Annotated in this window: 5 protein-coding genes; all 5 read left to right on the forward strand. The window is 61.0% G+C overall.

Annotation, left to right across the window (positions count from 1 at the left end):
- The first annotated feature begins 170 nt into the window (after positions 1-170).
- The 5 genes from atpD to IPM59_07945 all read left to right on the forward strand — a co-directional run bounded on the left by atpD (position 171) and on the right by IPM59_07945 (position 20,275).
- A complete protein-coding gene (gene atpD, locus IPM59_07925) occupies positions 171-1,682 on the forward strand; it encodes a F0F1 ATP synthase subunit beta (protein MBK9215515.1) in 1,512 nt (503 codons plus the stop codon).
- A gap of 10 nt (positions 1,683-1,692) precedes the next feature.
- The gene (locus tag IPM59_07930; protein MBK9215516.1) at positions 1,693-2,094 is read left to right on the forward strand and encodes a F0F1 ATP synthase subunit epsilon; all 402 of its coding nucleotides are present in this window, start codon (positions 1,693-1,695) and stop codon (positions 2,092-2,094) included.
- Between the two features lie 276 nt (positions 2,095-2,370).
- Complete coding sequence (locus IPM59_07935) at positions 2,371-7,050, forward strand: choice-of-anchor J domain-containing protein (GenBank protein MBK9215517.1); 4,680 nt, start codon at positions 2,371-2,373, stop codon at positions 7,048-7,050.
- A gap of 402 nt (positions 7,051-7,452) precedes the next feature.
- Positions 7,453-18,243, forward strand: coding sequence for a choice-of-anchor J domain-containing protein (locus tag IPM59_07940; protein ID MBK9215518.1), 10,791 nt, complete (start codon positions 7,453-7,455; stop codon positions 18,241-18,243).
- The gene (locus IPM59_07945) at positions 18,137-20,275 is read left to right on the forward strand and encodes a carboxypeptidase regulatory-like domain-containing protein (GenBank protein MBK9215519.1); all 2,139 of its coding nucleotides are present in this window, start codon (positions 18,137-18,139) and stop codon (positions 20,273-20,275) included. The genes IPM59_07940 and IPM59_07945 overlap by 107 nt, the downstream gene beginning before the upstream one ends.
- Positions 20,276-20,279: the final 4 nt, after the last annotated feature.

A 20,279-nucleotide genomic window follows, 5' to 3' on the forward strand; every position in this document is an offset into this window, starting at 1 on the left:
AGACTTGACAATTCCAAACTCCTGCGTCGATAAGTCGAGGCTACTAGACGCCGTAATTCAAGTCAATTTTCGCGGTGCGGCTTTGCGCGGCTGTCAATCGATGTGATAGCCTTACTCCTTTGTAAATTAGGCGATTTTCTCATCTATTAGAGGAGCATATTGGTTTAATAATGGCTAAAGAGCAAAGCGGACAGGTCGGGACGGTCGTGCAGATCATCGGGCCTGTGGTTGACGTTGAGTTTACGGATTATCTTCCGCCGATCTATCAAGCATTGCGCATAACGAGCGAAGGCTTTGACGTCGAGGACAAGGTCGATGTTATCGCAGAGGTGCAGCAGCACCTTGGCGAAGGCCGTGTGCGTGCGGTATCGATGCTGCCTACGGACGGAATGGTTCGCGGGATGAAGGCACTCGACCTCGGCGGGCCGATCACGGTCCCGGTCGGTGCGCCGACATTGGGCCGCGTGATGAACGTCGTAGGCGATCCGGTTGATGAGCTTGGGGCGCTGGAATCTGACACGCGATATCCGATCCATCGCCATGCGCCGAGCTTTGACGAGCAATCGACCGAGCTCGAGATGTTTGAGACGGGCATTAAGGTCATCGACCTTGTGCAGCCGTTTCTACGCGGCGGCAAGATCGGCCTATTTGGCGGTGCGGGCGTCGGCAAGACGGTGCTCATCATGGAGCTCATCAATAACGTCGCCAAGGGCCGCGAGGGCTTCTCGGTCTTTGCCGGCGTCGGAGAACGTACCCGCGAGGGCAATGACCTGCTCCGTGAAATGGTCGAGTCAAAGGTCATCACCTATGGCGATAAGTTCATGGAGGATTTCAAGGCCAACGACGCCTTCGATCTTTCAAAGGTTGACAGTGAGGCGATCAAGAACTCGAAGGTGTCGCTTATTTACGGCCAGATGACCGAGCCGCCGGGAGCACGCCTGCGCGTCGCTTTGTCGGGGCTGACCGTCGCCGAATATTTCCGCGATCAGGGGAACGACGTGCTGTTCTTCGTCGACAATATCTTTAGGTTCACGCAGGCCGGTTCTGAGGTGTCAGCCCTGCTCGGCCGCATGCCGTCGGCGGTGGGCTATCAGCCGAATCTCGCGACCGAGATGGGCGAGATGCAGGAGCGGATCACCTCGACCAAGACCGGCGCGATCACATCGATCCAGGCGGTTTACGTTCCAGCGGACGATTACACCGATCCGGCACCGGCTACGACCTTTGCTCACCTTGACGCTGTTACGGCTTTGTCGCGTCAGATCGTGGAGCTCGGCATCTATCCGGCGGTAGATCCGCTGGCGTCGAACTCGCGTATTCTCGATCCGCAGATCGTCGGCGATGAGCATTACAACACGGCGCAGGAGGTGAAGCGCATCCTGCAGCGTTACAAGGACCTGCAGGACATCATCGCTATCCTTGGCCTTGACGAGCTGAGCGAGGACGACAAGCTGATCGTTGCCCGGGCACGAAAGATACAGCGCTTCTTCTCACAGCCGTTCACGGTCGGTGAGCAGTTTACCGGCCTCAAGGGCGAGTACGTCAAGGTCGAGGACACGATCAAGGGCTTCCGCGAGATCCTCGAGGGCAAGTGCGACGATATACCTGAGCAGGCATTCTATATGGTCGGCACGATCGAGCAGGCAATGGAGAAGGCCAAGAGGATGGCCGCTGCGGCCTGACCTTATTTATATGTTGAAACTTGAGATCGTCACTCCGGAACGCCGCGTGATCGACGCCGAGGTCGATGGCGTCACGGTTCCGACCGCGTCGGGCGAGGTCGGCATTCTGGCTAGCCATGCGCCGCTGGTCTCGGCCGTGAAGCCGGGCGTGCTGAGCTATTCAATAAAGGGTGCGTCCGAAAAGATCGCGGTCGCATCAGGCTTTGTCGAGGTCAACGACAACAAGGTCGCGGTTCTGGTGGATACGGCCGAGACGGCGGATGAGGTCGATATTGACGGAGCGAGGTCATCGCGTCAGGAGGCAGAAAAAGCCATCTCAGCCGCCGGACAGCTCTCGGCCGAAGAATCAGAGGCGATGCGCGAAGCGGTAGTTCATGCCGACGCGCGGATCGCGATAGCGTCGGGAAAATGACGGACGACAGACAGTGACATTGATACGGGCCGGGCATCGAATAAGCGGATGCCCGGCCTTTTCCTTCTGCGACGGCTGTGCGGCCGACATAAGCATTGTGACATTAGGCGAATGATTTTTGTGCAAGTGGCCGCAAATCGGTTGACATCGGTTTGTAATGGTGCTACAAATACGACAGTTAGTATTCCATAGATTAATTACGACGCTACGGCGCGGTGTAATGACATTCGTTTGCCCGGCCGGAGAAAGGTAACTTTCACAGGAGGAGAAATTTTCATGTCCAGATCAAAGAGATCGTTACGGGGTGTGGCAGCAGCCACAGTCCTGATCGCAATAGCGACGATAGTTGCTGTTGGGTCTTTTGGCAGTTTCAACATATTCATGTCGCCGAGTGCGGCGGCAGCGGGCGATGCTACGGAATCGCGTGCGATCGCCGAGGCTCCGTTGGTACAGTTGTATGACAATGGTCCATTGATCACGCACGCAACGGGAGGCCCGGCCGGTGCGCCGGCATCGCGATTGCAGAGCACGTCACTGGGGTTGAACTCGATCGGGTTCACGGCGTCAGATGCGGGTGTATTCAGGATTGCGGACGATTTTACGGTGCCGGCTGGCGGTTGGAATGTAACGACGATAACACTGTATGGGTATCAGACAGGGTCAACGACGACGAGTACTTTCGACGTTGGCCGGATACAGATCTGGAATGGGGCCCCGAATGCGGGCGGATCGATCATTTTTGGGGACACGACGACGAACCGGATAGCGTCTACGGCGTTTTCGACGATCTACAGGGACACCGAGACTACCGTTGGAAATGCGACGCGGCCGATCATGAGCGTGGACGTTACGATCAATCAGACATTGGCGGCAGGAACGTATTGGATCGATTATCAACTTGGGGGGACGCTGGCTTCGGGGCCGTTCACTCCGCCGGTGACAATACTTGGCCAGACGGGCAAGCCGGGAGCTAATGCCCTGCAATGGAGTGGCACGGCATGGGTGGCTATTGATGACGGAGCGGCAGGTACGCAGCTACAGGACGTACCGTTCTTAGTGAATGGAACGGCCGGCGGCGGTGGAACACCAAGTCCGACGCCTCCGCCGGCATCACCGACGCCGAGCCCGAATCCGAGCCCGTCGCCATCGTGTACGCCGACGTCGATCACGGAAGGATTTGACACAGTGGTCGCAGGGCCTGTGCCGATCGCGGGATGGGCCGCCCAGAACAACAGCTCGCCGCTTGGCTCGACGAACTGGTTCCAGGGCAACAGTGCGGTATTCCCGTCACACGCCGGACTTCCGACAGCGTATATCGGTGCCAACTTTAACAACACGGCCGGAACGGGAACGATAAGCAACTGGCTGCTTACGCCTGCGGTGACGCTGCAGAATGGTGCTCAGATGACCTTCTGGACACGAGGTACCGGTTCAACATTCGCGGACCGCCTGCAGGTGAGGATGAGCACAAATGGTGCGAGCACGAACGTAGGGACGGCGGCGACAGACGTGGGTGACTTTACGAATCTGCTGCTGGACATCAACCCGACCTACACCCCGACGGGTTATCCGGCGATCTGGACACAGCAGACGGTGACGGTGACGGGCGTTGGGAGCCCGACATTGGGACGGTTTGCGTTCCGGTACTTTGTAGAGAATGGCGGGCCGACGGGAGCGAACAGCGACTATATCGGGATCGACACGTTCTCATACGGAGTGCCGTGCGGGCCTGTGCCGACACCGAGCCCGGGCGTGACGCCGACGCCATCGCCGACGCCTCCGCCGGCGACTCCTACCCCAACACCTCCGCCGGCAACGCCGACACCGACGCCTACACCTCCTCCGGGATGTGCGGGGCAGACATTCCCGGCGAGCGGGCTGCCGCTGTCGGTACCTGATGTTTCGTCGGTAAGCACGAACATCGTGGTATCGGGGCTGACGGGGACGCTGACATCAGCTCAGTTGAGAGACTGGACGTGGAGCGTGCCGCACACATGGGGCGGCGACATCAAGATGACGCTGCAGGCACCGAGCGGCGGGCCGACGGCGACGATCGTCGAGCGACGCGGCAATACGGTGTGTCCGCCGACGGGCGTAGGGTCATCGGCGAATCTGGTGGGGCCATACAACTTTGGCGACGGCTTCCCGAATACCTTCCACACGATCGCAGGAGACCCTGTCCCGGCGGGCAACTACTCAGCAAGCCAGTGCGTAACGACGCCGGGCGAAGCGGTATCGCTGAATACCATCTTTGGCGGGCCGGTGCGGCCGGCGGAAGACAGGCCGGGCCTTGAGGTCTTTGACGGCATGGCACCTGAGGCGGCTAACGGCACGTGGACACTGACGGTCAGTGACGGTGCCGGCGGAGACACGGGAACGATCGGAACGCTTAACCTCTGCCTCGTGGCAGGCGGCGGCGGATCGACACCAACGCCTACGCCGACACCACCGCCGGCAACGCCGAGCCCGACGCCGACACCGGGGCCGAGCCCGAGCTGTACACCGACGGTGATCTCTGAGGGCTTTGACACGATCACAGCGAACGTGCCGGGGCCGGGCTGGTTCGCACAGAACAACAGCACGACCGTGGGATCGACGACGTGGTTCCAGGGCAACAGTGCGGTATTCCCGTCACACTCGGGTGCTGCGACATCGTATATCGGTGCCAACTTTAACTCGACCACGGGAACGGGGACGATCAGCACATGGCTGCTGACACCGGCGGTGACGCTGCAAAACGGGGCTCAGATGACCTTCTGGACGCGGACGACGACCGCAAATACGTTCCCAGACCGCCTGCAGGTGAGGATGAGTACGAATGGTGCAAGCACGAATGTCGGATCGGGCCCGACCGGCCTGGGCGACTTTACGACGCTGCTGCTGGACATCAACCCGACGTATCAGACGGGAGGCGTATATCCTGAGGTCTGGACGCTGCAGACGGTGACGGTGACGGGCGTACCGAGCCCGACACTGGGACGCTTTGCGTTCCGGTACTTTGTTGAGAACGGCGGGCCGTCGGGATCTAACAGCAACTACATCGGCATCGACACGTTCGCCTACAATGCGCCGTGCGGGCCGGTGCCGACGCCGACGCCGGGTGTGACGCCGACGCCTCCGCCGCCGACACCGACGCCGACGCCTCCTCCGGGATGTGCGGGACAGACATTCCCGGCGACGGGGCTGCCGGTAGCACCGCCGGACAACGTACCGGCAGGCGTCAATGTGACGATCCCGGTATCGGGGCTGACGGGCACGCTGACATCAGCCCAGTTGAGAAACTGGACGTGGAGCCCGCTGCACACATGGGGCGGCGACATCAAGATGACGCTGCAGGCACCGAGCGGCGGGCCGACGGCGACGATCGTCGAGCGACGCGGCAATACGGTGTGTCCGCCGACGGGCGTAGGATCATCGAATGACCTTGTCGGGCCGTACAACTTTGGCGACGGGTTCCCGAACACGTTCCACACGGTGGCGGGCAATCCGGTCCCAGCGGGCGACTACTCAGCAAGCCAGTGCGTAACGACTCCGGGCGAGGCGGTATCGCTGAACACGATCTTTGGCGGGCCTGTCCGGCCGGCCCAGGATGACACCGGGCTTGCGGTATTCGAGGGGCTTGCGCCTGAGGCTGCCAACGGCAACTGGACGCTGAACATCAGCGACAATGCCGCGGGCGACACGGGAACGGTCACGGCCGTTAACCTGTGCCTCGTCACGGGCGGCGGCGGACCTTCGCCAACGCCAACGCCGATACCATCGCCGACGCCGGCATTCACGATCAGGTTTGTCCAGAACACCTATACTGAGGACGAATCGCAGACGGCGGTGATCGGGATCGTTCGCAATGGCGACCTGTCGGGCACGAACACGGTCAACTTTGCCACGTCAAACGGAACGGCGACGGGCGGAGCGGCACCGGGTGCGGGCATCGACTATCAGACGACAAGCACCAATGTCACCTTTAACCCGGGCGACACGCTCAAGACGGTGAACGTGCCGGTGTTTGGCGATACGCTTGCTGAGCCGACCGAGACGGTCAATCTGACGCTGACCGGCGTCGGGACACGGCTGCCTGAGGTCCAGAATGCGATACTGAACATCAACGACACGGCGACGCAGTTCCGTAACACTGCTGCGATCTGTACCAACCTCGGCACGGTCACGCTGCCGCCGTCAACGATAACGGTTGCGGGCGGGCCAAATCAGATCGGCAACCTGCGCGTGACGCTGTATGACCTCGAACATCAGCTGCCCGACAACCTCGACGTATTGCTCGTCGGGCCGACGGGAGCCAGGTTCGTCGTCATGGGCGATGCGGGCGGAGCGATACCGATACCGTCTAACAATACGGTGACGCTCAGCTTCCGTGATTACACGGCGGCGGTGCTGCCCAACTCAGGGCCGCTGGTGACGGGACAGACCGAGCCGACCACATGGGAATCGCCGGTGACTAACTTTACCGGGGCACCGGCTGGCCCGTATGTCGAGCCGGGACCGTCAGTCGGCGGGCCGGTGGGCGAGACGTTCTTCGGATCGTTTGGCTTTACCAACTCGAACGGCGTCTGGTCGCTCTATGTCAGGGATGACGGCGGAGTTCCGCTGGCACCGCCTGATGTGGTCACGGGCTGCTTCAACGGCGGATGGGGCATCGAATTCCAGCCTCGCACGGCGGCAAATGCGTCTATCTCAGGACGCGTGCTGACGGCCGGCGGACAGGGAATTCGCAATGCCGAGGTCGTCCTATCGGGCGGCACTCTGACCGAGCCGATGAGGGTGCAGACGGGCAGCTTTGGATACTATAACTTCCCGAGCCTTGAGAGTGGTCAAACATACATTCTCACGGTCAACTCGAGGCGGTTCATATTCGCTGTCCCGACCCAGGTGGTGTCGCTGACCGACAACATCGCGGATCTTGACTTCATCGCACTCGACGGCGAGGCGACGAATAACTAATCAGCTCCGCCACGACGCGGACATCAAGGGCGAGGCCTCGGGGCCTCGCTCTTTTCTTGTGAGCGGGGGAGATCAGAAGTCAGAAGTCAGAAGTGAGAAGTGAGAAGTGAGAAGTCAGAAGTGAGAAGTGAGAAGTGAGATGTGAGATGTGAGACGTGAGACGGCGGAAGTAAAGTCGTTCGCCTGAGCAATTTATGTGCGAAATTGCTTGACATTGGATTTAGAGGCGTTCATAATTTTCTCAATTCAGACCGAAAAGTAGTTTTTTTCGAATTTAGGCCCTAATAGTCAATGTCGAAAGCGAGGTGTTTGTCTCGCGTATCGGCACGAGACATGTAAATTTGCTGGTAAACCGAAAGGAAGAATTAAATCAGGAGCCGCCTGCCCCACAGGCAAAAAGTTATGTCTAAAAGCCAAAAGTCGTTTCGTCTAATCATCGTCAGCCTCGCGATCATCTCGATCTCGGCTCTAGCGTTCGCAGCCAATTGGGGCAGCGTTTCCGCGTGGTCGCTATTCAAGCCCACCACGACGGCGGCCAACGCGCCGTCCGGGCGCACAACTGCGCCTGCGGTGACCTCTGAGCAGGGCGATGTGATCAGCGTGACCCGAGTCCCGCTTGCACAGACTGACACGGGCGAAGGCGGCGGATCGCAGCCTGAGAGCGGCGGCAAGGTAGAGGTGCCACCTGCCGATCTCGGCTATGCACCGACTGGCTATGTGCCTGAGGTGATCAGCGGCAGCACGTATGTGTTCTCGAGCCTCTCGGGCGTCGCCCTTGAGGACATGTCGTCGGGGACGACAACCTTGATCGCTGCGGGGAGCGATGACGGCAACTCGACCCTGCAGAGTCTAGGCTTTACGTTTTTCTACGATGGGGTTCCTGCGACGAACTTTTCGGCAAACGCGAATGGCTTTGTTAAGATCGGGGCGACCGTTGTTTCTGGTTCGAACTTTACAAACGATCTTGATTCGACAACTCAATCTCCGAAGATCGCGGGCTTCTGGGACGACCTCTGCGTCGGCACGAATGGCCTTGTTCACTGGAAGGTGGTCGGCTCCGCGCCAAATCGCAGGGCGGTAGTTGAATTCCAGAACATGAAGATCACTCGGGCAACGGCACCGTCCGGGTGCTCGGCCGTCGGGGCCGGCACGTTTCAAATATGGCTGAACGAATCTGACGGAACGGGGACCGATCCGGGATCGATCCAGTTTGTCTATGGCGGCGGGATGACGGCAAGCAGTGACAGCGGTTATTCAGTCGGCCTGCAGTCGGGCGCGGCGACGAATTTCGCGGCAGTCACGACCTCGACCAACAGCGTATCGTATGTGACCGCAAATGATACGCAGACAGATGCGATCGCCAGCGGCACCTCATTTAAATTCACGCCGGGTGCGCCGTCGGCTCCGACAGGATTGACATTCTCAAATGTCAGGGCAGGCTCATTGCGGCTTAACTGGACGGATACATCGAGCAATGAGGTCGGCTTCCCGATCTATATTTCTCTCGATGGCGGAACTACATATTCTTACATTGGCTCGGCGGCCCCTAACGCGACATTTGTGGATATCACGGGCCTGACGGCAGCAACAAGCTATTTCTTCCAGGTTGCGGCAGCGACAGAGGGTGTCCAGAGCGCTCCGATCACGGGGAGCACGACCACCGCTGCGCCCATCTCGGGGACATACACGATCGGCTCGGCGGGCAACTATCCAAACTTCCTGACGGCCGTTTCGGATGTCAACGCCGGCGTCGCCGGGCCGGTGACGTTCAATGTGGCGGCGGGCGAATCATTCCCGGAGAATGGTACCTGTGTCACCGGCGGGTCGGCGGCGAATCCGGTCATTTTCCAGAGGAGCGGCGTCGGGGCCAACCCCGTGATCGTGCCGCCGGGCAGCGCGAGCACACAGGACGCGGGCATCTGTATCTTTACGGGCGATTACATCACGTTTGACGGTATTGACGTGCAGGTCCTGCCGGCGACTACCACGGTCGAGTACGGCGTACTGCATTATGGCAGCGGAACAAGCTCGAACGGGGCGAACAATAACACGGTCAAGAACGCGAAGATCGTGCTTAATCGCAGCAATACAAGCTCGATCGGCGTCCTCCATTCATGCGCGGGAGGAGCAACCTCGGCCGCCGGGACGAATAACAGCAACACCTTTGACAATCTCATAGTTGAGAACGCCTATCGAGGCATCAGTTTGGGAACCTCGACGCTCTGTTCGCCTACAGGATTCCCGGATGTGGGCAATCAGGTGACGGATTCGGTCGTCGGCGGGACAACTGCGAATGATATCGGCGGCGGGACGACCGGGACGCAGGGCATCCGAGCCCTGCAGCAGTCCGGGGTAATTATTTCCAATAATCTGGTCAGGAATGTCGGTGCTTCGGCGGCTGTGACCGACGGCATCTTTCTGGATGCTACGGTCGGCACCAGCGTGGTCAGCGGGAATATGGTCGATACGGTTCGGAACAACAGCACCACCTCGAGTGCGTCTGCGATCTACGGCATACGGTCAAATACCAGGGGCGCTACTGCGGGCGATGTCAATAACGTTGTCAACAACTTTGTTTGGAACATTGGCTCGGCATTTACGGGTACAGCAACGGCAACGCGGCAGATCAAGGGGATATGGCTGCAGTCAGGCGGCAGCGGTGTGGGGGACTTTCACAACGTCCACAACAATACCGTGCGGATCGACGGTTCGTCATCACCTAATGTTTCGAGTTCCGCGTTTGGCCACGGTACGACCTCAGGCCCCATCTATAATGTCAGGAACAATATCTTTGCAAATGTGACCGGTCCGCAAACCGCTCCGGCAAAACACATTGCGTGGGACTCAACCGCCTTGGCATCAATTGGTGCGGCCGGCTCGTTGTCAGACTATAACGATCTGTATATAGCTGACGCCACACAGGGCTTTGTCGGTATCGGAAGCGCGACAAATTACGCTACCCTTGGCGACTGGCAGACGGCGATGACCGGCCAGGATGTGAACAGCATCTCAGCCGACCCGATCTTTGCTTCAGCAACAAATCTTCACATCTTCCCGACATCGGCTGCAAGGAATGCCGGAACGACGATAGCGACGGTGCCGGACGACATTGACGGCGAGGCGCGGCCGTCGGCTCTTGGCGGAGTCGATTACGATATCGGTGCTGACGAATTCTACGCAACGCCGGGAACGGTCGAGTACAGCGCGACGAGCTATACGACGCTCGAGGGAACGGTGGCGACCATTACGGTAAACCGCGTGAATGGCTTCTCAGGGGCGATCTCTATCGATTATTCGACGGGCGGCGGCACGGCGACGGCCGGCGCGGCATGCGGCGGTGCGGTCGATTATGTAACCACGGCCGGGACATTGAACTGGGCCGATCTGGATGTGACGCCTCAGACGTTTACGGTCACCACCTGCGGTGACGCGGTCGTTGATAATGATTTCGTCAATCTCACGCTGGCAAATCCGATCGGCGGAACGAGCGTATCGGGAACAAATCCGGTCCCGCTAAATATCACCAATAACCCGCCGGGAACGGTCCAGTTCAACTCGCTGAACTTCACGGGTGCCGAGGGCACATCGGCGACGATCACCGCTACACGAACGGGCGGTTCAGGCGGCGCGCTGACTGTAGATTACGCAACCAGCAGCGGCGTCGGGCCGGGAGCGGCAATCGGCGGCGCGGCATGCACGACGGGGATCGACTTTATCAACGCATCGGGAACGCTGATGTGGGGCGACCTCGATACCGCGGACAAGACATTTACGGTCACGCTCTGCACAGACGGCGATTCTGAGGGCCCGCAGACCGCAGGCCTGACGCTGTCAAACGTATCGGCAGGCGGCACGATCGGGGCGAACAATCCGGCGACGCTGACGATCACGGATCTTGCACCTTTCTGCAACACGGACGGGCCTATAATGATCCCGAACCCGTCACCATCACCGGCTCCGGCCAACACTCCGGGATCGCCTTACCCATCGACGGTCACAGTATCAGGGGCTGTCGGCACGATCAGCGATATATCGGTGACGTTCAATAACTTCACGCATACGTTCGCAACGGATATTGACCTGCTTCTGGTGGGCCCGGGCGGTGAGACATTCGTCCTCTTCTCGGATGCCAGCAGTTTCGCGGGGCTTGATACGGCCGTTTCCTTTACGCTGGCCGACAGCGGCATCGCTGTGCCCACGGTAGGAAACCTTGTCAACGGCGCTGTTTATCTGCCTACGGATGTAACGACAGGCGATACGTTTTCGGCACCTGCACCTGCGGGGCCATATAACAGCCCGGCCCCGGGCGGTGCGGCGACGTTTGCCAGCGTATTTGGCGGGACGAACCCGAACGGCGTATGGTCGCTCTACTCAATGGATGATGCCGGCGGCGACCTCGGCAGCCTGGGAAGCTGGTGCCTGAATATCACGACGGTCGCGGACACCAATCTGCCGACGGTGGTGATCAACACGAATCCGCCGAATCCGAGCATCAGCGGCAACGCTACGTTTACCTTCAGCGGCGGCGACACGCTGGCGCCTGAGGCCATCGCACGCTTTGAGTGCAGCCTTGACAGTGCTCCGTGGACGACGTGCACATCGCCGATCAACTACACGGGCCTCGCGGCCGGAATGCACAACTTCCAGGTGCGCGCCGTTGACAACTCAAACAACGTAAGTGCTCCGGCAAGCTATAGCTGGCTGGTCGATCCGCCGCCGGGATGCGTTATCCCGCCGAGCGGGATGGCGGCGTGGTGGTCGGGCGAGGGCAACCTCAATGACCGGACCGCGAATGCCAATAACGGCGTCAACTCGGGCGTGACCTTTACGCCGACGGGCAAGGTGTTTCAGGCGATGACGTTTAACGGTGTCAATGCGTTCTTTAACGCACCGGCGAGCGCGAGCCTCGATTTAGGCGGAGCGGGAGCACACCCGACGACGCCGGGCATGTCAGCTGACGCGTGGTTCAAGCCGGGCGGCTTTGCCGGCGGCCAGCCGATCATTGAGTGGGGCAACTCATCCTATGTCGGTGCCCACTTCTGGCATTCGGTGACCTACGGCGGAGCGAACGGGCCGGCCGACCTGTATCTGAACATCGTTGATACACTTGGTTCGAGCCATATTGCCTACACGAATCCGAACATCCTGACGGCGGGCGTTTATTCGCATGTCGCGTTCACATTTGACCAGGCGTCGGGCGATGTCCGCTTCTATGTGGACGGCGTGCCGCAGCTTATCGGCGCGAATGGCGGGCCTGTAGGCGGCGGTTCGGGAACAGACACGACGGCGAACCTCGGAACGGGCTTTACGCCGCAGACGACCTATCCGGTATATGTCGGCAAACGCCCGAATGGCGGCCCGGTGCTCAACGGCACGCTCGATGAGATCGAGATCTTTAACCGTGCGCTGACGGCGACCGAGGTTGAGGACATTTTTGACGCCGACTCGACGGGCAAGTGCACCGGCACGGTCGAATTCAGCTCGGCGACCTACTCGGCCAGCGAGGGCGCCGGAACGGCGACCCTGACGGTGACCCGCACGGGCGGAACCGACACGCCCGCAACGGCGACCGTAGCGACCGGCGGCGGCGACGCCACGGCAAGCGCGGACGGCGTATGCGATCCGGGCGAGGATTATCTCTCGACGACGCAGGTGCTCAATTTTGGCATCGGCGTAACGAGCCAGCCATTCCCGGTGACGCTCTGCGACGACGCGGTATTTGAACTCAGCGAGACCTTTGACTCGTCGATCCAACTGACGACGGGCCAGGCCGGCATCGGCACGCCGAATGTGGCGACGACCACAATTACCGACGACGATCCGATCCCGACCTATACGATCACGGCGGCGACGAGCGAAAATGAGAGCGATCCGCCAAATACGTCGTCACACGCATTTACCGTGACCAAGGTCGGCTCTACGACACAGACGCATACGGTCGATTACCGTGTCAATGACGGCACGGCGACCACGGCCGATAATGACTATGTCGATCAGTGTGGGACGCTGACATTCCCGCCGACAGGGCCAAACTCGACGACGCAGACCATCACGGTCGTCGTCAACGGCGACTATGCGAATGAGCCGGATGAGACCTTTGAGGTAGAGCTTGGCAGCGGCTGCGGCCCGAGGCCGGGCCCCGAGCTGGGCGGCCCGACAGGTACCGGAACGATCGTCAATGACGACTTCCCGTATCCGACGTTTACGGTTGACGATGTGACGCTCAACGAGGGACACGTCGGGACGACGTCGTTCGACTTTACCGTGACTAAGGTCGGCCCGACCAATCAGGTCACCTCAGTCGGCTATCAGACCGCAGACGGCACGGGAACAATTGCCAACAGCGACTATCAGGCGAACTGCGGCGTGCTGACCTTCCCGGTCAGCGGAGCAGGCTCGACCACGCAGACGGTGACGGTGCTCGTCAATGGCGATACGACCTTTGAGCCGGATGAGACATTTACGCTGCAATTGCGCGATCCCATGCTGCCGTGCAGACCGGCACCGCCGACAGGCCCACAGGGGCCGGCGACCGCCCCCGAGCGCACGACGATCGTACCGGGCAGCACGCAGGCCGATCCGACGGGCGGCAGCTCGTTTACAAATGCCGAGGGCATCACGCCGCAGGCGAGCGGCCCCGGTATTCTGCCGATGACGGCCGTGCCTGAATTGGCATGTGCAGCGCTGATCACGCACTCGACGTCGCAGACGATTACGGCGCTTAACTCGATCTCGTGTAATAGCGGCCTCGGGCATACGAACAACAGCTACTGGCGAGAATTTACGCTTGCATCCTTTGGCGTCGGCCCGACCGACACATATAACGTAACGTCGGTAGATATCGGCGTAGAAGAGGCGGATGCGGGCTCGGGCACGACACAGCCGCTCACTGTCAACCTTTACGCGAGCAGCGGGACCGCGGCGGCAACCTGGCCTGGGTCCCTGACACTGCTGGCGACACAGCCGGTCGTTGTGAGTGACCAGACAGGCACGATCCTCAATGTGCCGATCGCGGCATCGGTCCCGCCGGGGACGGTGTCACTTGTGATGGAGGTCTTTACCCCGTCGGGCCAGCCAAACAACGTTTTCTTCTTTATTGGCTCGAACGCGTTAGGGCAAACGGGCCCCGGCTACATTCAGGCCGCAGACTGTGGAGTTCTGGTGCCGACTGATCTCGCGGGAATCGGATTCCCGAGCATGAACATGGTGATGAATGTGAACGGCAGCTGCGGGATACCGCCGACGCCGACACCGAGCCCGACGCCGGTCATGTATGACAGCGGAACAGGCAACATCATCAATGATGACGGTGCTCCGACGATCACGATCAGCGACTTTAGCCATAAGGAAGAGCATGTCGGCACATTCCCGTTCACGTTCGACGTAACGAAGACGGGTGCCACGGCATCACCGGTGACGGTTGACTTTACGACGATGGACGGCATCGGCCTATTGGGTGCCAAGATCGCCGACAACGACTATATATTCAATTCCGGCACGCTGACATTCCCGCCGTCGATGACGACGGATGTCCAGACCATTACGGTCCAGGTAGTGGGCGACACGACGTTTGAAGGCGACGAGACCTATACGGTCGAGCTCAGCAACGCCTCGGGCGCCACCATCTCGGACGGCACCGGATTGGGAACGATCACCAATGATGATTTCTGTGCACCTGCACCGTTCTCAAATACGACGCCGATCGAGATACCGGCATCACCGAACGATCAGGGCCCGGCCAATCCGTATCCGTCTGACATCACCGTCAGCGGCCTGATGGGCACGGTGGGCAAGGTCACGGTGACGCTCAACGGCTTTGGCCATGTATTCCCGGATGACGCAGACCTTCTGCTCGTAGGACCGGGCGGCCAGAGCGCGATCATTATGTCCGACGTGGGCGGCAACTTCCCGGTCACCGGACTTAACATCACGCTTGACGGCGACGCGGTCAGCCCGCTGCCGGATTCGTCGGCACTGACGAGCGGCACATATCAGCCGTCTAACTACGCCCCGGCCGATACATTCCCGGCACCTGCACCTGCGGGGCCGTATGGCGGCGCATTTAATGTGTTTAACGGCACGGCACCGAACGGCACGTGGTCACTATATGTGGTTGACGACGGCGGCGGCGACGTGGGCGGCATCACGGGCGGCTGGTCGCTCTCGATAGCGGCAACTACATGCCCGCTGCCGACGCCGACACCGACGCCGACGCCGACACCAACGCCGACGCCGACGCCTCCGACACCGACGCCGACACCGACGCCTCCGACACCGACGCCGACACCGACGCCGACTGAGACGCCGACGCCGACGCCGTCACCGACGCCGTCGCCGACACCTGTAATATGGGCCGTTGACGACGATGGTATGGCGGTTCCGGGGAACTGCGATGACCCGAATCCGACGTTTAACACGATCCAGACAGCGGTCAACGCAGCCAGCGCGGGCGACATCGTCCAGGTATGTCCGGGGCTATTCCCTGAAATGGTCAACGTCAATAAGACGCTGAGCGTCCAAGGGGCCCAATTTGGCATTGATGGCCGCACGAGAACCGGCATCCCGAATCCGGCAGTGGAGACAATAGTCTCGGGTAATGCCGGATCGACGGCGGTGTTTGTCACGGCTGACGAGGTTACCTGGGATGGCTTTGTGGTAACGGGCAATACGAACGTGAACCTATTTGGTGCGGGCGTATATATCCAGCCGGGCGTTTCCGGAACGGAATTCCGAAATAATGTCGTTCAGGACAACATCATCGGGCTCTACCCGGCCAACGACAGTGCGGCCAGCCCGCTCATTATCGAGCACAATCTGTTCCGCAATAACAACAATCCGGGTGCGGCCAGCGGCCATGCGATCTACTCAGATCAATACACTGCCGGTCCGGTGAACACCAACATCCTTATCGACGAGAACGACTTTGTCGGTAATAACGGCCCGGGCGTTAACTTTGCTTCGAATCAGGCCGGGACGGTCTCGAATGTCACGGTGTCGAATAACTACCTGAGAGGTAACGGCAACGGGATATTGTTTGACTCCGGTACAGACGGGGCGATCATTAGCGGCAACATGGTTGCAGACTCTCCGTTCACGCAGATCGGCGTGTTCTCGAGCGACAACGTCACGATCACCTGCAACACCGTGTTCAACGGTGGTGCTCGCGGCATTCGCGTGGAGGACTTCGGCGGAGGGCCGGCGACAGGCGTGGTCATTAACGGCAACCGCATCGAGGGCAATGCCACATCGGGCTTGACCGTTGCGGCGGGCGGCCACACAGGCCCGGTCAATGCCGAGAACAACTACTGGGGAAGCCCGACAGGGCCGACGCATGCCGGCAATCCGGGCGGCACGGGTGACGCGGTCATCGATCCGGACGGAGTCGTGGATTATACGCCGTTCCTAACGGCACCGGATCCATGTTCACCGCCTCCGCCGTGTGACGGTGTGACGAGCTACACGGGGCCAGCCGTCGTTGTTCCTGACGACACGCCGGCCGGTGTTGATGTCGTTCTGCCGGTAAGCGGCATGGGCTTCATCGGCGATCTCGACTTCCGATTTGACGGTTCGGCACCAAGTGCCGACCCGACCTCAACCACGGTCGGCATGAACCACGGATGGGTCGGCGATCTGAAGTTTACGCTGACGTCGCCTCAGGGGACGAGCGTGACCTTCTTTGACAGGCCGGGCGTGCCGCTCGACTTTACGGGCTGCAGCAATAACAATCTGCAGCTGCTGACCCTCGATGACGAGGCAGGCTCGCCCGTAGAGACAGCTTGTGCCGGCCCGGGCCCGAACGGCGACCCGAATCTGGCATTCCCGTCAGGTTCGTTCACGCCGAATAATCCGCTGTCGGCCTTTGACGGCGAAAACCCGAACGGCAACTGGACGCTGAACGTAAGCGACAACGAAGGGTCTGACACAGGTGCGATCCGAGCATTCTCGCTCGTGATCACCGCCTCGTGCCCGGTCCCGTCGCCGACACCGACGCCGACGCCAACGCCGACGCCTTCGCCGGTAGAGACGCCGACGCCGACGCCGACACCGACGCCGGTAGAGACGCCGACACCGACACCGTCGCCTTCGCCGTCACCGTCGTGCCCGCCGGGAGGCAACACGACGAGCTATGCAGGCACGGGCGTTGGGCCGATCCCCGACAACTCACCGCTGCCAGCAGGACTTGACGTTACATTCACGGTCTCAGGGCTGCCGCCGGGAGCTCCGACTAATGTAGAGGTCGATATGTCGTTCCAGCCGATCCATACATGGGCGGGCGACGTCGATGTCGAACTCAGGGGGCCGGGCGGCTCGCCTGTCCATGTCCTCTTTGCATCCACCGGAGCAACCACGCCGACTGGCTTTGGCGACAGTTCGGACCTTGCAGGCCCGTACACATTCGCCGACAGCGCGGCCGGGATCAACTGGTGGCTCGAGGCATTCAATCAGGCTGGCGGTGTCGCCTTGACGTCCGGCAGCTATCGAACGACGCAGGCCGGGCCGCAGGCGACCAACAACAACTCGCCGGTGACCAACATGACGGCGGCGTTTGGCTCGGTGGCCGACCCGAATGGGACATGGACGCTGCACTTCTCAGACAATGGAGGCGGCGACACCGGCGCGGTCTCAGCGGCGACCTTGAGGCTGACGACGGCCGGCATCGGCTGCCCGACTCCGACGCCTACACCGACGCCTCCGCCGGCATCGCCGACGCCTACGCCGTCACCGGTCGAGACGCCGACACCGACGCCGAATCCGAGCCCGAGCTGTACACCGACGGTGATCTCTGAGGGCTTTGACACGATCACGGCGAATGTGCCGGGGCCGGGCTGGTTCGCACAGAACAACAGCACGACGGTCGGTTCGACGACGTGGTTCCAGGGCAACAGCGCGGTCTTCCCGTCGCACTCAGGGGCCCCGACATCCTACATCGGTGCTAACTTTAACTCGACCACGGGAACGGGGACGATCAGCACATGGCTGTTGACACCGGCGGTGACGCTGCAGGACGGTGCACAGATGACCTTCTGGACGCGGACGGCGACGGCGAGCCCATTCCCTGACCGCCTGCAGGTGAGAATGAGCACGAATGGTGCAAGCACGAATGTCGGAACGGGCCCGACCGGGTTGGGCGACTTTACGACGGCTGCTGCTCGACATCAACCCGACGTATCAGACGGGAGGCGTATATCCTGAGGTCTGGACGCTGCAGACGGTGACGGTGACGGGCGTACCGAGCCCGACACTGGGACGGTTTGCGTTCCGATACTTTGTGGAGAATGGCGGCCCAACGGGAGCTAACAGCAACTACATCGGCATCGACACGTTCGCCTACAATGCGCCGTGCGGGCCGGTGCCGACGCCGACGCCGGGTGTGACGCCGACGCCGACACCGACGCCTCCGCCGGCAACGCCGACGCCGACGCCTAATCCGAGCCCGTCACCGACGTGTCCGCCGGGCGGATCGGCAAGCCTGAACACGTCGACGGTGTCCAACAACGGCTCTGGCGGTGTCTTCCTGCAGTTGACGCCGGCGACGTCCAATCTGACGGTGACCTCGTTCGACACGCAGTTCAATGGGGCTGCTGGGAATACGGCCAATGTTGAGGTTTGGACGCGTCCCGGCCCGTACGCGGGCTTTACGACCAGCAGTGCGGGGTGGACACTGACTCAGACCGTTCCCGCGACGACCGCCGGAACGGCAACGAATGCTCCTGTGGTGCTAACGACACCGTTGAATATACCGTTCGGTGGTACGACATCGGTCTACCTGCATTCGGTTTCAACCGGCTTCGGTATCAGATACTTCGGCACGGGGACAACGTCGACGACGACATACATCAATGCCGACGTTACGATGTTCACTGATGTGTCGCGTACCGGAGCTGTTGCGTTCGCAGGTTCGCAGTTCACGCCGCGGGCATTCTCAGGCAACGTGAACTATACGACGGGAGGCTCATGTGCAACGCCGACGCCGACGCCTCCGCCGGCAACGCCGACACCGACACCGACGCCTCCGCCGGCAACGCCGACGCCGACGCCTCCACCGCCGACGCCGACGCCGAGCCCGACACCGACGCCGACACCGTCGATCCAGTTCAGCTCTGCGGCCTACATCGAGGATGAGGGGCAGACTGCGACGATCACGATCACGAGGACGGGCGATCTGACGGGGACGAACACGGTGAACTACGCGACGTCAAACGGCACGGCAACGGGCGGCCCGAGCTGCACCGCCGGTATTGACTATGTCAGTGCGGCAGGCTCGGTCACCTTCAACCCGACGGAAACGACCAAGACGTTTACCTCGGATATTTGTGCCGACCTGCTGACGGAACTGCCTAACCAGACAGTGAACCTGACGCTGACCGGAGCAAATCTCGGAACGCCGAATACGGCCGTGCTGACGATCAACGATACGGCCACGCAGTACGAGTCGCCGGGGCCGATCATTCTCGGGCCCGGGCCGCTGGCACCTGAGGTGGCAGTACCGATCGTAGTGTCGGGTGCACCGGTGATCATCGGCTCGATGCGAGTAACGCTCTATGACTACTCGCATACGAACCCCGAGAACGTCGATGCACTGCTCGTCGGGCCGAGCGGCCAGGCATTCGTAATGATGGCGGATGCGGGCGGCAACTCGGCCACGGGGCCTGTTACGCTGAGCTTCCGCGACGCGGGACCTGTACTGCTGGCTGACAATGGGCCGCTGACGACGGGACAGTTTGAGCCTACGAGCTGGACGACGCCGATCGCCAACTTCCCGGCACCGGCACCTCCGGGACCGTATAGTGAGCCGGGCAGCACCATTGGCGGAACGGGAACACAGACGTTCTTTGGCAACTATGGCCTGACCAATCCGAACGGAACGTGGACACTCCACCTCCGGCAGGACGGCCCGGGCACGGGTGTCATCCAGGGCGGCTGGGGCATGGAGTTCCAGGTGCCGACGGCTGCGAGTGCGTCGATCTCAGGCCGCGTGATGACCGCCGACGGACGGCCGATACGCAACGCCACGGTCACCATCACGGGCAACTCGCTGATGGAGCCGCGCACGTTCCAGACGGGCACCTTCGGATACTATATGTTCGACGGCCTGCAGACGGGCGAGACGTATGTCGTAACGGTGAATTCACGCCGCTTCACCTTCCAGGTGCCGGCACGCGTGATCAGCCTGATCGACAACGTCGTGGACGCTGACTTCGTCGCCGACCCGACGCAAGAGTAGGCCA

The organism is Chloracidobacterium sp. (assembly GCA_016715795.1).
GTDB lineage: Bacteria > Acidobacteriota > Blastocatellia > Pyrinomonadales > Pyrinomonadaceae > OLB17.

Coding starts and splice junctions, on each gene's coding strand:
- IPM59_07935 (MBK9215517.1), top strand. CDS start 2,371: ATGTCCAGATCAAAGAGATCGTTACGGGGTGTGGCAGCAGCCACAGTC.
- IPM59_07945 (MBK9215519.1), top strand. CDS start 18,137: ATGGTGCAAGCACGAATGTCGGAACGGGCCCGACCGGGTTGGGCGACT.
- IPM59_07940 (MBK9215518.1), top strand. CDS start 7,453: ATGTCTAAAAGCCAAAAGTCGTTTCGTCTAATCATCGTCAGCCTCGCG.
- atpD (MBK9215515.1), top strand. CDS start 171: ATGGCTAAAGAGCAAAGCGGACAGGTCGGGACGGTCGTGCAGATCATC.
- IPM59_07930 (MBK9215516.1), top strand. CDS start 1,693: ATGTTGAAACTTGAGATCGTCACTCCGGAACGCCGCGTGATCGACGCC.